The 13264-nt window shown below is 68.5% G+C and carries 15 protein-coding genes; 3 read left to right on the forward strand and 12 right to left on the reverse strand.

Translation table 11 applies throughout. The features are described from left to right. Window positions 1-17 precede the first annotated feature (17 nt). Genes ccmI through ccmA form a run of 9 tightly spaced genes read right to left on the reverse strand, consistent with a single transcriptional unit; the run spans window position 18 to window position 7184 of the window. The gene (gene ccmI, locus HIR79_RS17150) at window positions 18-1268 is read right to left on the reverse strand and encodes a c-type cytochrome biogenesis protein CcmI (RefSeq protein WP_169959275.1); all 1251 of its coding nucleotides are present in this window, start codon (window positions 1266-1268) and stop codon (window positions 18-20) included. Next, window positions 1265-1738 (reverse strand): cytochrome c-type biogenesis protein, encoded by a 474-nt coding sequence (locus tag HIR79_RS17155; protein WP_169959276.1) that lies wholly within the window; start codon window positions 1736-1738, stop codon window positions 1265-1267. The genes ccmI and HIR79_RS17155 overlap by 4 nt, the downstream gene beginning before the upstream one ends. Further along, the gene (locus tag HIR79_RS17160; RefSeq protein ID WP_169959277.1) at window positions 1729-2262 is read right to left on the reverse strand and encodes a DsbE family thiol:disulfide interchange protein; all 534 of its coding nucleotides are present in this window, start codon (window positions 2260-2262) and stop codon (window positions 1729-1731) included. The genes HIR79_RS17155 and HIR79_RS17160 overlap by 10 nt, the downstream gene beginning before the upstream one ends. After that, window positions 2259-4277 (reverse strand): heme lyase CcmF/NrfE family subunit, encoded by a 2019-nt coding sequence (locus HIR79_RS17165; RefSeq protein WP_283241842.1) that lies wholly within the window; start codon window positions 4275-4277, stop codon window positions 2259-2261. The genes HIR79_RS17160 and HIR79_RS17165 overlap by 4 nt, the downstream gene beginning before the upstream one ends. A 12-nt stretch (window positions 4278-4289) precedes the next feature. Next, complete coding sequence (ccmE, locus tag HIR79_RS17170; protein WP_169959644.1) at window positions 4290-4811, reverse strand: cytochrome c maturation protein CcmE; 522 nt, start codon at window positions 4809-4811, stop codon at window positions 4290-4292. Between the two features lies 1 nt (window position 4812). Next, window positions 4813-5052, reverse strand: a complete 240-nt coding sequence (ccmD, locus tag HIR79_RS17175) for a heme exporter protein CcmD (RefSeq protein ID WP_169959278.1) — start codon at window positions 5050-5052, stop codon at window positions 4813-4815. Then, window positions 5052-5792 (reverse strand): heme ABC transporter permease, encoded by a 741-nt coding sequence (locus tag HIR79_RS17180; protein WP_169959279.1) that lies wholly within the window; start codon window positions 5790-5792, stop codon window positions 5052-5054. Before HIR79_RS17180 ends, ccmD begins: the two co-directional genes overlap by 1 nt. A 14-nt stretch (window positions 5793-5806) precedes the next feature. Then, complete coding sequence (ccmB, locus tag HIR79_RS17185; protein WP_169959280.1) at window positions 5807-6550, reverse strand: heme exporter protein CcmB; 744 nt, start codon at window positions 6548-6550, stop codon at window positions 5807-5809. Continuing rightward, window positions 6537-7184, reverse strand: a complete 648-nt coding sequence (ccmA, locus tag HIR79_RS17190) for a cytochrome c biogenesis heme-transporting ATPase CcmA (RefSeq protein ID WP_169959281.1) — start codon at window positions 7182-7184, stop codon at window positions 6537-6539. Before ccmA ends, ccmB begins: the two co-directional genes overlap by 14 nt. Before the next feature lie 226 nt (window positions 7185-7410). Between ccmA and lexA the strand changes: the two genes are divergently transcribed. Together lexA and HIR79_RS17200 are read left to right on the forward strand one after the other, a co-directional pair. Continuing rightward, window positions 7411-7896, forward strand: coding sequence for a transcriptional repressor LexA (gene lexA / locus HIR79_RS17195; protein WP_169959282.1), 486 nt, complete (start codon window positions 7411-7413; stop codon window positions 7894-7896). After that, window positions 7896-8513: an IMPACT family protein gene (locus tag HIR79_RS17200; RefSeq protein WP_169959283.1), complete on the forward strand. Its 618-nt coding sequence runs from the start codon at window positions 7896-7898 to the stop codon at window positions 8511-8513. Before lexA ends, HIR79_RS17200 begins: the two co-directional genes overlap by 1 nt. 72 nt (window positions 8514-8585) lie before the next feature. On the opposite strand, the gene HIR79_RS17205 is transcribed toward HIR79_RS17200, so the two are convergent. The 3 genes from HIR79_RS17205 to HIR79_RS17215 are packed head-to-tail and all read right to left on the reverse strand — an operon-like array spanning window position 8586 to window position 12051. Continuing rightward, a complete protein-coding gene (locus HIR79_RS17205; protein WP_169959284.1) occupies window positions 8586-9908 on the reverse strand; it encodes a sodium ion-translocating decarboxylase subunit beta in 1323 nt (440 codons plus the stop codon). Between the two features lie 11 nt (window positions 9909-9919). Further along, window positions 9920-11743, reverse strand: coding sequence for a sodium-extruding oxaloacetate decarboxylase subunit alpha (gene oadA / locus HIR79_RS17210; protein ID WP_169959285.1), 1824 nt, complete (start codon window positions 11741-11743; stop codon window positions 9920-9922). A 56-nt stretch (window positions 11744-11799) separates the two neighbouring features. Then, window positions 11800-12051 carry an OadG family protein gene (locus HIR79_RS17215; protein ID WP_169959286.1) on the reverse strand — a complete coding sequence of 84 codons (252 nt, stop codon included), beginning with the start codon at window positions 12049-12051 and terminating at the stop codon, window positions 11800-11802. Between the two features lie 180 nt (window positions 12052-12231). Here HIR79_RS17215 and HIR79_RS17220 point away from each other — a divergent pair, with 180 nt between their 5' ends. Further along, window positions 12232-13191 (forward strand): tRNA dihydrouridine synthase, encoded by a 960-nt coding sequence (locus HIR79_RS17220; protein WP_169959287.1) that lies wholly within the window; start codon window positions 12232-12234, stop codon window positions 13189-13191. The last annotated feature ends 73 nt before the right edge of the window (window positions 13192-13264 follow it).

Here is a 13264-nt window from a genome sequence, read left to right on the forward strand (position 1 = left end):
GCGACTATCCGCCGAGGCTAGTCGAAGACACGGTCGACCACCACCTCGACGGGCTCGCCGTCGGTGGCGCCCACCGGCACCCCCTCCAGATCGCCGAACAGGTCGCCGGCCTGGGGGGCCGCGTCGCCGCTGGCCGAGACGCGCACCATCAGCCGCGCCTCGCGCACCTGGGCGAGGCTCGCCTCCGGCGACATGGCATGGCGCTCGTCGAGGACCACCTCGGTGGGCAGCTCGCTGACCGGGAAGCGGGCCACGGCCAGGGGCGCCAGCTCGCCCTCCATGTCGCGCGCCACCACGAACACCGTGGCCTGCTCGCCCAGGCGCCCCTCGAGGGCCTCATCCAGGCTCACCCGGACGCGGATGCCATCCCCCTGGGCCTCGCCCATGGTCGGCTCCCGGGCCTCGGGCTCGACGCCCAGCCGCTCCTGAGCGACGCGGATGCCTTCCCGCAGCGCCTGGCCGGAGGAGGCATCCGACATGCCCGCGATGGCGCGCCGCCAGTAGTCGATGGCGCCCTCGTAGTCGCTGCGGTCGAAGGCCTCGATGCCCAGCACCCCGAGCACCGTGGGCTGGCTGGAGTCGCGCTCCAGGGTCTCGTCCACCAGCGCCTGCACCCGGGGGGTCAGCTGGCGGTCGGCGACGAAGAACTCGATCTGGGCCAGCTGGCCAAGCAGCGAGGGATGGCGCCCTTCGAGCTCGATCAGCCGCTCCAGGGCGTGGATCGCCTCGCGGCCCTGGCCCATGTCCCGATAGAGCGGGAACAGCGAGGACCAGACGTTGGGGTTGCCGGGCTGGCGCACGGCCTGCTCCTCGAGGCGTTCGACCAGCATCTCGATGGAGCCATCGGGGTGGTTCTGCACCTCCTGCTGCAGCGCGAGCAGGGTGAGGTCGCCCTCGGCCCCCTCGCGCTGGTACCAGAGCACGCTGGCTGCCACCACCAGCACCATCACGATCGGCACGACCAGGCGGCCGGAGGCGGAGGCCTTGAGCGGCGCCCGCTTAAGGCCCTCGGTGTCCTCAAGCAGGCCGCGCTCGAGCTCCAGGCGATCCTCCTCGAAGCGGGCCTGGTCGATATCGCCACGCTCGAGGGCCGCCTCCAGCGACGCCAGGCGCCGCTGGAAGATCGCCACGTTCTGCTCCGCGGTACGGTCGTTGATCTCGTGGTCGCGCTGAGCGTCATGCACGGCACGCGCCCGGCGCAGCGGAGCGACCAGCAGCCAGAGTGCCGGCAGCAGCAGGACGGCGAAGGCAATCCATAACAGGGTCATTCGGTTCTCTCGCGGTTGATCAGGGCTTGCAGGCGGGCACGCTCCTCGGCAGAGAGCGCCTGCGCGGAGGCGTTCTGGCGGGACCGCACGATCAGCACCACCAGCAGGGCAGCGAGCAGCACCAGGCCGGCCGGCAGCCCCCAAAGCAGGAAGGTGCGGCCCTCCAGGCGCGGGTTGTAGAGCACGTAGTCACCGAAACGCTGCACCATGTGGTCGCGGATCTCGATGTCGGAAATGCCTTCATGCAGCAGCAGGTAGACGCGGTCACGCATGTCGCCGGAGACCGGTGCATCGGAGTCGTTGATCGCCTGGTTCTCGCAGGTGGGGCAGCGCAGCGAGGCCGTCAGGCTTCGGTAGCGCTGCTCCAGCACCGGGTCGTCGAACTCGCGCACCTCGATGGCCCCGGCCTGGGCCAGGCCGGCCACCAGCAGCAGGGCGAGCGTCGTGATCAGGTTTCGCATCAGCGCCATCTTTCCACCTCCGGCAGGATCTTTTCGCGCACCTCGCCCGGCGAGATGTAGCCCACGTGGTGATAGCGAATCACCCCGTCGGCATCCACCAGGAAGGACTCCGGCGCACCGAACACGCCGAGCTCGAAGCCCAGCTCGTTGTCCGGGTCGAAGATATTGATCTCGAAAGGATTACCGAACTCCTCGAGGAAGCCGAGGCCCTTCTCGCGGGTGTCCTTCCAGCTGATGCCGACCATGCGGACATCGTGGCGATGGGAGAGGTCGAGCAGCTGCGGCATCTCGCGCTTGCACTCCGGACACCACTCGCCCCAGACGTTGACCAGGGTGAGCTCGCCGGTAGTCAGCAGCGAGCGATCCACCCGGCGCTCCGGGTCCTCCAGGGTGGGGAGGTCGAACTCCGGGAAGTCACGGGCCATCAGCGCCGATTCCCGGTGGAAGGGGTTCAGCGAGAGCCCCTGGTAGAGGAACAGCGACAGCGCCAGGAAGCCAACCAGCGGCAGCAGCAGCAGCAGGCGACGATTCATGCAGTCGCCTCCTTGCCGGGGGCACCCGAGGCGGCCTTGAGCGCGGCCTCCTCGGGATCCGGCGCGGTGGCCAGGCGGCGGTAGCGCTTGTCGGCCACGGCCAGTACGCCGCCGATGGACATCAGCAGGCCGCCCAGCCACAGCCAGCGCACGAAGGGCTTGTACTGCACCCGCATGGCCCAGCTGCCGTCGCCCAGGTCCTCGCCCATGGCGACGTAGAGGTCGCGGAACAGGCCGGGGCGCAGTGCCACCTGGGTCATCGGCATGCCGGTGGCGATGTAGAGGCGCTTCTCGGGATTCATGGTGAAGCTGCGCTCACGGTCGCCACGCTGCACCTCGATCACCGCGCGGTCGGCCAGGAAATTGGGGCCGCGACGATCGGTGAGCTCGATCATGGTGAAGGTGTAGCCGGCGACCTGGACGCTGTCGCCCGGCCCCATGCGCACATTGCGCTCGATGTTGTAGTTGGAGACGATCGCCACGCCGACGATGGTCACCGCCACGCCCAGGTGGCCGAGCTGCATGCCCCAGTAGGCCAGCGACAGCTTCTTGAGCCCCGCTCCGAGGGAGCTGGCGTGGCGGGTCTTGTCATAGAGATCGCGAAGCATGGGCAGCACGATCCACAGCGCGGCGATCAGGCCGATGGCCACCGGCGCGCTCCAGCGCTCGGCGAAGATCAGCGGCAGCGCCGCCCCCAGCACCACGGCCACCGCGGCGGAGAGCCACAGCCGCTGGATCAGCAGGCTCGGCGCGGTGTCCTTCCAGCGGGCGATCGGCCCGAGCCCCATGAACACGCACATGATCAGGGTCAGCGGCACGAACAGCGCATTGAAGTAGGGAGGCCCCACGCTGATCTTGCCCAGGTCCAGGGCATCCAGGATCAGCGGATAGACGGTGCCCATCAGCACGGTGATGGTGATGATCACCAGCATCAGGTTGTTGATCAGCAGCAGGGCATCCCGGGAGAGCCAGCCGAAGCCCACCTTGTGGCTGACCCGCGGGGCGCGCAGCGCGAAGATCAGCAGCGACAGGCCCACGGTGATCCCCAGCAGCATCAGGATGAAGAAGCCGCGGGAGGGGTCATTGGCGAAGGCGTGCACCGAGGTGAGCACCCCGGAGCGCACCAGGAAGGTGCCGAGCAGCGACAGCGAGAAGGTGGAGATCGCCAGCAGCAGGGTCCAGCTCTTGAAGGCGCCGCGCTTCTCGGTGACCGCCAGGGAGTGCATCAGGGCGGTGCCGGTCAGCCAGGGCAGCAGGGAGGCGTTCTCCACCGGATCCCAGAACCACCAGCCGCCCCAGCCCAGCTCGTAGTAGGCCCACCAGCTGCCCAGCGCGATGCCCACGGTGAGGAAGGCCCAGGCCAGGTTGGTCCAGGGGCGCGCCCAGCGCGCCCAGGCGGCATCCAGGCGCCCGCCCAGCAGGGCGGCGATGGCGAAGGCGAAGACCACCGAGAAGCCCACATAGCCCATGTAGAGCATCGGCGGATGCAGGATCAGGCCGATGTCCTGGAGCAGCGGATTGAGGTCCGCGCCGTCCGCCGGCATGTGCGGCAGGATCCGCTCGAAGGGGTTGGAGGTGACCAGGATAAAGAGCAGGAAGCCCACGCAGACCAGGCCCATCACGCCCATCACCCGGGCGACCATGTCGCGGGGCAGCTCCCGGGAGTAGCGCGCGGCGAAGTAGCCCCAGCCGGCCAGCATCAGGCTCCACAGCAGCACCGAGCCCTCGTGGTTGCCCCACACCGCGCTGAACTTGTAGTACCAGGGCAGCATGGAGTTGGAGTTGTTGGCCACGTTCATCACGCTGAAGTCGTCCAGCATGTAGCTCGTGGTCAGGCAGGCATAGGCGATGGCCACGAACAGAAACTGACCGGCCGCCATGGGCCGGGCATAGGCCATCCACAGCGGGCGACGGGTCGCCGCACCGGCCAGGGGCATCACCGCCTGCACCATCGCCAGCAGCAGGGCGATGACCAGGGCGTAGTGGCCGATCTCGGGAATCATCTTGGTCAGCATGGGCACTCCTGATCAGTACGAGCTGCTGGTGGCGCCGTCGCCGTTGGCTTCCTCGGCCTCCAGGCGCTTGGCCACCTCGGCGGCCTTCTGCTGGAAGTCCTCGGGCTTGTAGCCGGCGTCCACCAGCGCCTGGGCTACCTCGGGCGGCATGTAGTTCTCGTCGTGGCGCGCCAGCACCTGGTCGGCCTTGAGGTAGCCCTCGTGCTGCAGCTGGCCGACCACCACCACGCCCTGCCCTTCCCGGAACAGGTCGGGCAGGATACCGCTGTAGTGCACGCGCAGGTCGTCCACATAGTCGGTCACGTAAAATTCCACGTCCAGGCTGTCGGGGTTGCGTACTACCGTCCCCTCCTTGACCATGCCGCCGGCGCGGATCTGGCGCTCGAAGGGCGCCTCGCCGGCGGCAATCTGGATAGGGCTGAAGAAGAGGTTGATGTTGGCGCGCAGGGCATAGAGGGTCAGGCCCACGGCCACGGACGCCAGGGCGATCAGGCCCAGGATCACGTAGAGCTTCTGCTTGCGCTTCGGTGTCAGGCTAAGTGTCATGGCGATTACCACCCGTGTGATGTGAAACTCCAGCCATCTCGTTCTGGTTGGCACCCAGGCGCTCCTCGCGCCGCACCCGGCGCTGCAGGTTGCGCAGCAGCTGGCGACGCTCGGCGCGGGCGTGCAGGACGATCGCCACCAGCAGTGCGCCGGTCACGCCCCAGGCGGCCCAGACGTAGGGGGCATGGCCCCCCATGGCAATAAATTCGTTGAAGGATTCGAAGGCCATCAGCGTTCCTCCCCGGCCAGGTCACGCACCCAGCGCTTGTTGGACTCGCGGCGCAGGATCTCGCTGCGGGTGCGCATCAGGGTCAGGGCAATGAAGAAGCTGTAGAAGCCCAGCACCATGATCAGCAGCGGCGCCCACATCTCCATCGGCATGCCGACGCGCCCGGTGATGGTGAAGGTGGCCGGCTGGTGCAGGGTGTACCACCAGTCCACCGAGTACTTGATGATCGGGATGTTGATCACCCCCACCATGGCCAGCACCGAGGCGGCCCGGGAGGCGCTGTCGCGGCTCGTGAAGGCGCCGCGCAGGGCGATCACCCCCAGGTAGAGGAAGAGCAGGATCAGCATCGAGGTCAGGCGGGCGTCCCACATCCACCAGGTGCCCCAGGTGGGCACGCCCCACACCGCGCCGGAGAAGAGCGACACGAAGGTCATGGCCGCGCCCAGCGGTGCCATCATGGCGGCGGCCATGTCGGCCACCTTGATCTTCCAGACCATGTAGACCAGGCCACACACCGCCATGCTGACGAAGATGGACTGGGCCAGGAAGGCCGACGGCACATGCACGTAGATGATGCGGAAGCTGTTGCCCTGCTGGTAGTCGGCGGGGGCAAAGGCCAGGCCCCAGACGGTGCCGACCAGGATCAGCGCGGCCGCGGCGAGCCAGAAGAACGGCTGCAGCCTGGCCCCGATGGCGTAGAACCACTTGGGGGAACGCAACTTGTTAATAAAGGCCCACATGCTTCTTCCACCTCTCAACCGTTGATGCTGATACGCAGTGACGCCGCGATGGCCCAGGGGGCCAGCATCAGCGCCAGGGCCAGCAGGGCGCCCAGGATTGCCAGATGGGCGACGGCTCCGTCGCCGAGGATTGCCGCCTGTACCGCACCGGCGCCGAAGATCAGCACCGGGATATAGAGCGGCAGCACCAGCAGCGACAGCAGCACGCCGCCGCGGGAGAGCCCCACGGTCAGCGCCGCGCCGATGGCGCCGATCAGGCTCAGGCTGGCCGTGCCAAGCGCCAGCGAGAACGCCAGTGTCAGGTAGCTGCCGGCCGGCAGCGACAGCATGATCCCCAGCACCGGCGCCATCAGCGCCAGGGGCAGGCCGGTCAGCAGCCAGTGCACCGCCACCTTGGCCAGCGCCAGCATCGGCAGCGGCTGCGGCGTCAGCAGCAGCTGCTCGAGGGAACCGTCGTCGTAGTCACCGCGGAACAGGCTGTCCAGGGAGAGCAGCGCCGCCAGCAGCGCCGCCACCCACAGCAGGCCCGGGGCGATGGTGGCCAGCAGCTGCGGATCCGGCGAGATGCCGATCGGAAACAGGGTGATCACCAGCGCGAAGAACACCAGCGGGTTGAGCACCTCGCTGCGCCGGCGCATCAGCAGGACCAGGTCACGGCGTAGGGTCGCCCAGAGTGCGACCCCCAGGCCGCCGCCAGGTTCCCCGTGCCGTGACTCGCGGCTCTCGGCGGCCGCCAGCCGGGTCTCAGAGCCCGCCATGCGGCTGCCCTCCTCTGCCCAGGTGCACACGGCGCAGCTCGGCGGTCTGCCGGAGCTCATGGTGGGTGGTGACCAGCACGCAGCCGCCGGCGCGGGCATGCACGATCAGCCGCTCCTCCAGCGCTGTCACCCCGTCGCGGTCGATGGCGGTGAAGGGCTCGTCCAGTACCCACAGCGGGCGCGGCGTCAGCTCCAGGCGCGCCAGCGCCACCCGACGCTGCTGCCCGGCGGAAAGCTGCCCGGCGGGCACGTCCTCGAAGCCCACCAGCCCCACCGACTCCAGAGCGGCCAGGCGCGCCGCCTCGTTGCCGCGCTCGCCAGCCAGGGCCTGGTACCAGGTCAGGTTCTCCAGCGGCGTCAGGGCCCCCTTCACCCCCGGGGCATGGCCCAGGTAGAGCAGGCTCTCGAGAAAGGCCTGGCGCGATTCACGCATCGGCGCGCCGTTCCAGTAAAGCTCGCCCTGATAGTCGGCGAGCTGGCCGGAGAGGATCTTGAGCAGCGTGGTCTTGCCGCTGCCGTTGGGGCCTTCGATGCGAACGATCTCGCCCGCGTGGATATCCAGATCGAGATCCTCGAAGAGCCAGCGATCATCCCGCTCACAGGCCAGCTTTCGGGCTTGCAGGCTCAGGGTCAAGGCACACTCCGGGATGGGTAATTTGGCTCGAGACTCTACACGGAAAGCGGTTTTGCTGCCAGATTACCGCCTGCGTCAGCCGGTCGCGGTTGACCGGTGTCAAGCCTTCCGCCGCTAGCCGAATTTCCTTCCCCTTGCGAACTGACCCGCCGCTGCTATGCTGTTCACGTACTGTATATCCCGACAGTATGCAGCCCCCAGGGGCTGCCGACAGGAGACAGCCACCATGCCAGAGTTCCAGACCCGCTTCCTGCTTCGCCGCCCCAACCTCCCCCTGGCCGAGGCCTGGGCCCTTCTCGATGGCCCGGAGCCGGCCATCGACGACCTCGTCGAGATCCCCCTGCTCGGCAACGTCTCGGCGGGGCTGCCCATCGAGGCCTGTGCGGATGCCGCCACCATCCGCGTACCCAGCTGCATGATACGCCGCAACACCTACGCCCTTCGGGTACGCGGCGACTCCATGATCGATTGCAACATCTTCGACGGGGATGTGATCATCATCGAGCGTCAGGAGAGCGCGGAGAACGGCGAAACCGCCGTGGTGATGATCAACAATCAGGAGGTCACCCTGAAGAAGCTCTATATCGACCGCGCCGGCGTGCGCCTGCAGCCGGCCAACGAGCGCATGGCGCCGATCTTCCTGAAGAACAGCGACATCCAGGTGCTGGGGCTGGTGATGGGCGTCGTGCGCCAGGAGGAACTGGCCGCCTGATGCGCTACCCCGTCCCCGACCTGCCCGGCGGCACCTGGCAGGAGAGCGAGCTGGAGGTGGAGAGGAGCCGCTTCCTTACCTGGCTGTGCCACGCCCCCGACGCAGCCGCCTTCGAGGCGCTGCTGGTCGAGGCCCGGAGGCGCCACCCTGCGGCGAGCCATCACTGCAGCGCCTTCATCGCCGGCCCGCCCGGCGAGCAGGCCGCCATCGGCTTCTCCGACGACGGCGAACCCGGCGGCACCGCCGGGCGCCCCATGTATCAGGTACTGCAGGGCTCGGGGCTCGGCCAGGTGGGCTGCGTGGTGACCCGTTACTTCGGAGGCACCAAGCTGGGCACCGGCGGCCTGGCCCGCGCCTATGCACAGGCCGTGACCCAGGGCCTGGAGAGCCTGCCTCACCGCCAGGTAGTGGAGCGCACGCCACGTCGGCTGCAGGTGGCCTTCGCCGGCGAGGCCGAGGCCCGCAGCTGGCTGGCCAGCCGGGAGATCCCCGTGGAAGCCGCCGACTACGCCGCCGACGGCGTGGTGCTGACCGTGGGCTGGCCCAGCGACACCCCCATCGACCTCGGCGAGCTCGAATCGCGACTGCGCGGGCGGCTCACTCTGCTGGAGAGCTGACGCCCCCCTCGCGTACCCACCGCGCAAACGGCGCCCCGCGGGGCGCCGTTTGCGTGACGGTACCGACGAGCCTCAGCCCAGGTACTTGATCATCACCCCCGCGGCCACCGCCGAGCCGATGACGCCGGCCACGTTGGGCCCCATGGCGTGCATCAGCAGGAAGTTGTGCGGGTTGGACTCCAGCCCCACCTTGTTGGCCACCCTGGCTGCCATGGGCACCGCGGAGACGCCGGCGGCGCCGATCAGCGGGTTGATCGGCATCTTGCTCATCACGTTCATCAGCTTGGCCATCAGGATGCCGGCGGCGGTGCCGATGGCGAAGGCCACCATGCCCAGCGCCATGATCCCCAGGGTCTCCAGGGCCAGGAAGCTCTCGGCCATCAGCCGCGAGCCCACGGCCAGGCCCAGCACGATGGTGACGATGTTGATCAGGGCGTTCTGGGCGGTGTCGGTCAGGCGCTCGACCACGCCGCACTCGCGCATCAGGTTGCCGAAGCAGAACATCCCCAAGAGCGGCGCGGCGTCCGGCAGGAACAGCGCCACCAGCATCAGCAGGGCCAGCGGGAAGACGATCTTCTCGAGCTTCGACACCGGACGCAGCTGCGTCATGGTGATCTCGCGCTCCTTCTTGCTGGTCAGTAGCTTCATGATCGGCGGCTGGATCATCGGCACCAGCGCCATGTAGGCGTAGGCGGCCACGGCGATGGCGCCCAGCAGCTCCGGGGCCAGTACGCTCGACACGTAGATCGAGGTGGGACCGTCGGCGCCGCCGATGATGCCGATGGCGGCGGCCTGCTCGATGGAGAAGTCCATCCAGCCCAGGGCCGACAGGCCCACCGCCCCGAACACCGTGGCGAAGATGCCGAACTGCGCCGCCGCGCCCAGGAACAGGGTGCGCGGGTTGGCCAAGAGCGGCCCGAAGTCGGTCATCGCCCCCACGCCCATGAAGATCAGCAGCGGGGCGATGCCCGAGGCGACCGCGACCTGGTAGAAGGTGTAGAGCAGGCCGTCGCCGTAGCCGACGTTCATGGCCACGTCCTTGGCGGCACGCAGCTGGTCCGGCGAGGCGCCGTTGTCGACCAGCGCCTTGAGGGTGGCCCGCCAGGCCTCCTCGCCGGCCAGCGGGTCCAGGGTCGCCCCCAGCGCCATGGCCATCTGGTGGAGCACCGCGGGGCGCGCCACCTCGATGGCCTGGTCCAGGGCCGAGATGGCCAGGCCCGCCTCGGGAATGTTGGCCAGGATGCCGGCGAAGCCGATCGGCACCAGCAGCAGCGGCTCGAACTTCTTGGCGATGGCGAGATACAGCAGCCCCAGCCCGACCAGGATCATCACGGCCTGGCCCGGGGTCAGGTTATAGGCCCCCGAGCCATACCATAGGGTTACCAGCTTATCCATGGTGAGGCCCCTTAGAGCTCGATGAGGACGTCACCGACGGCGACGCTGTCGCCCTCGCCGACCTTGACCGCGGAGACGGTACCGGCGCTCGCCGCACGCACCTCGGTTTCCATCTTCATGGCCTCGAGGATGATCACCACGTCGCCCTCCTTGACCGCATCGCCCGGGCGCACGTTGACCTTGAAGATGTTGCCGGCCAGCGGCGCGCTGATCACTTCACCGGTGGAGGCCGGCGCGGCCTCGGCGGCGGGCTGGGCGGCAGCGCCCTGCGCCTGAACGTCGGCGATCTCGCCGCCCTCGGCGACCTCGACCACGTAGGCCTTGCCGTTGACCTTGACGGTGTAGGTCTCTGGGCCGGCCGGCGCGCCTGCGCTGACGGCAGGCGACTTGGCCTGCGGCGAAGCGGCCGGCAGGTTGGCGCTCGCGTCGGGCGCCTGGGGCGCCGGCTCGAAGGCGTCGGGGTTGTCGCGGTTCTTGAGGAACTTCAGGCCGATCTGCGGGAAGAGCGCATAGGTGAGCACGTCATCGATCTCGCGCTCGCCCTCGGCCAGGCGGATGCCGTCGGCCTTGGCCTTCGCCTTGAGCTCCTTGGTCAGCGCATCCATCTCCGCCTCGAGCAGGTCGGCGGGGCGGCAGGTGATGGGCGCCTTGCCCTCCAGCACGCGGGCCTGCAGCTCCTTGTTGAAGGGGGCAGGCGCGGCGCCATACTCGCCCTTGAGCAGCGCCTGGACCTCCTTGGAGATCGACTTGTAGCGCTCTCCCATCATCACGTTCATCACCGCCTGGGTGCCGACGATCTGGGAGGTGGGGGTGACCAGCGGGATGAAGCCCAGGTCCTCGCGCACCCTGGGGATCTCCTGGAGCACGTCGTCGAGCTTGTCGCCGGCGCCCTGCTCCTTGAGCTGGCCTTCCATATTGGTGAGCATGCCGCCCGGCACCTGGGCGATCAGGATGCGCGAGTCGATGCCCTTGAGTGAGCCCTCGAAGGCGGCGTACTTCTTGCGCACCTCGCGGAAGTAGGCGGCGATCTCCTCGAGCAGCTCGAGGTCCAGGCCGGTGTCGCGCTCGGTGCCCTGGAGGATCGCCACCACGGATTCGGTGGGGCTGTGGCCGTAGGTCATCGACATCGACGAGATGGCGGTGTCGACGTTGTCGATGCCCGCCTCGGCGGCCTTGACGATGGTCGATGTGGAGAGGCCGGTGGTGGCGTGGCACTGCATGTGGATCGGGATGTCCACCGCGGCCTTGAGCTTGGTGACCAGCTCATAGGCGTCATAGGGCTTGAGCAGGCCGGCCATGTCCTTGATGCACAGGGAATCGGCGCCCATGGCGGCGATGGTCTTGCCGAGCTCGACCCAGCCGTCCAGGGTGTGCACCGGGCTCACCGTGTAGGAGAGGGTGCCCTGGGCGTGGCCCTCGACGTTGCGCACCGCCTGGATGGCGCGCTCCAGGTTGCGCGGGTCGTTCATGGCATCGAAGACGCGGAAGACGTCGACGCCGTTGGTCTTGGCGCGCTCGACGAATCGGTCCACCACGTCGTCGCCGTAGTGGCGATAGCCGAGCAGGTTCTGACCCCGCAGCAGCATCTGCTGGGGGGTGTTGGGCATGGCCGCCTTGAGCTCGCGGATACGCTCCCAGGGATCCTCGCCCAGGTAGCGGATGCAGGCGTCGAAGGTGGCCCCGCCCCAGGACTCCAGCGACCAGAAGCCGACGCGGTCGAGCTTCTCGGCGATGGGCAGCATGTCATCGAGGCGCAGGCGGGTGGCGAACAGCGACTGGTGGGCGTCACGCAGGACGACGTCGGTGATACCGAGCGGGCGAGCGGTGTCAGTCATTGGCTTGACCTTGTCGTAATAGTGAAGGGAACGTCGGGAAAGCGGGGAAGCCGGCGTCAGCGGCGATGGCGCTGACGGTAGCGATGCAGGGCGGCGCCGATCACCGCCATCAGCTCGTCATCCTGGCGGGCGGGTGCCGGCGAGCGCGCGGGCGTGGCGGCGGGCGCGGGCGGCTCGGGGGCGAAGCGCCGGATCACCAGCGACATCAGGGTGGTCACGATCACCAGAACGGTAAGAAAAACAAAAACGAAGCCCATGCCGAGCCCCATCAGGGCCAGGCCCTCCTCCAGCAGTTCCACATCCTGCATGCCGTGCCTCCGTATCAATCGTCAGCCACCGTGCCGCCAACACTCAGCAAGATAGCGTCTTGCGCAAATTTTCCGATGGTATAACCTGCCACACTCCCGTCAGATTGCAATGAGGGCATGGTGGAAGTCAGCGTTGTTAATTTACTACAAGACTGTAGCGGACGGCTCGGACTGGCGCCCATGGAAGGCGTCATCGACGCCCATACCCGTGACCTGCTGACCCGCCAGCCGGGCTTCGACTGGACGGTCACCGAGTTCGTGCGCGTCGTCGATGCCCGGCTGCCGCCGCGGGTCTTCCACAAGCACTGCCCGGAGCTGCTCGGCCCCAGCGTCACGACCCCGAGCCGGATACCGGTCCATCTTCAGCTGCTGGGCTCCGACCCCGCGACCCTGGCCGCCAACGCCTCCCAGGCGCTGAGCCTCGGCGCCGTGAGCCTCGACCTGAACTTCGGCTGCCCGGCCAAGCTGGTCAACCGCCACGACGGTGGCGCCTCGCTGCTGCGCGACCCGCGCCGCGTCTATGCCGCCGTGGCCGCCGTGAACGATGCCGTGGGCCACGCGATCCCGGTCACCGCCAAGGTCCGCCTGGGCTTCGCCGACAGGCGCCTGGCGCTGGCCTGCGCCCTGGCCGCCGAGGCCGGCGGCGCGCGCCAGTTGGTCGTCCACGCCCGTACCCGCAACGAAGGCTATCGGCCCCCGGCCCACTGGGAGTGGATCGGGCGCATCCGCTCTCGCCTGTCGATCCCGGTCGTCGCCAATGGCGACATCTGGACCCTCGAGGACTACTGGCGCGCCCGCACCCTCTCGGGCTGCCGCGACGTGATGATCGGCCGCGGCGCCCTGGCCGACCCCTGGCTGGCCCCGCGCATCCGCCACTGGCAGCTCACCGGCGAGCGCCTGCCGGCGACGCCCTGGTCGGCGCGGGCCGAGATCCTGACCCGCTTCGCCGAGCTTCGGCGCAGCACGCTTCCCGAGCGGGTCGTGGCCTCCCTGATCAAGCAATGGCTGAATCACATGCGCGTCAGGGACCCGGAGGCCGCCCGCCGCTTCGAGCGCCTCAAGCGGATCAATGACCTGGAGGCTCTGCTGGAGGGGCTGGCGACTCGGGAGGAAGCCGCAGGTGCCGCGGCAGGCGCATAAGCCGTAAACAAGCCATAAACCATAAAAAAGAGGCGCACGTCGCAATGGCGACGGCGCCTCAAACGATCGCGGA

It is taken from the genome of Halomonas sp. PGE1, assembly GCF_013000985.1.
Taxonomy (GTDB): domain Bacteria; phylum Pseudomonadota; class Gammaproteobacteria; order Pseudomonadales; family Halomonadaceae; genus Halomonas; species Halomonas alkalicola.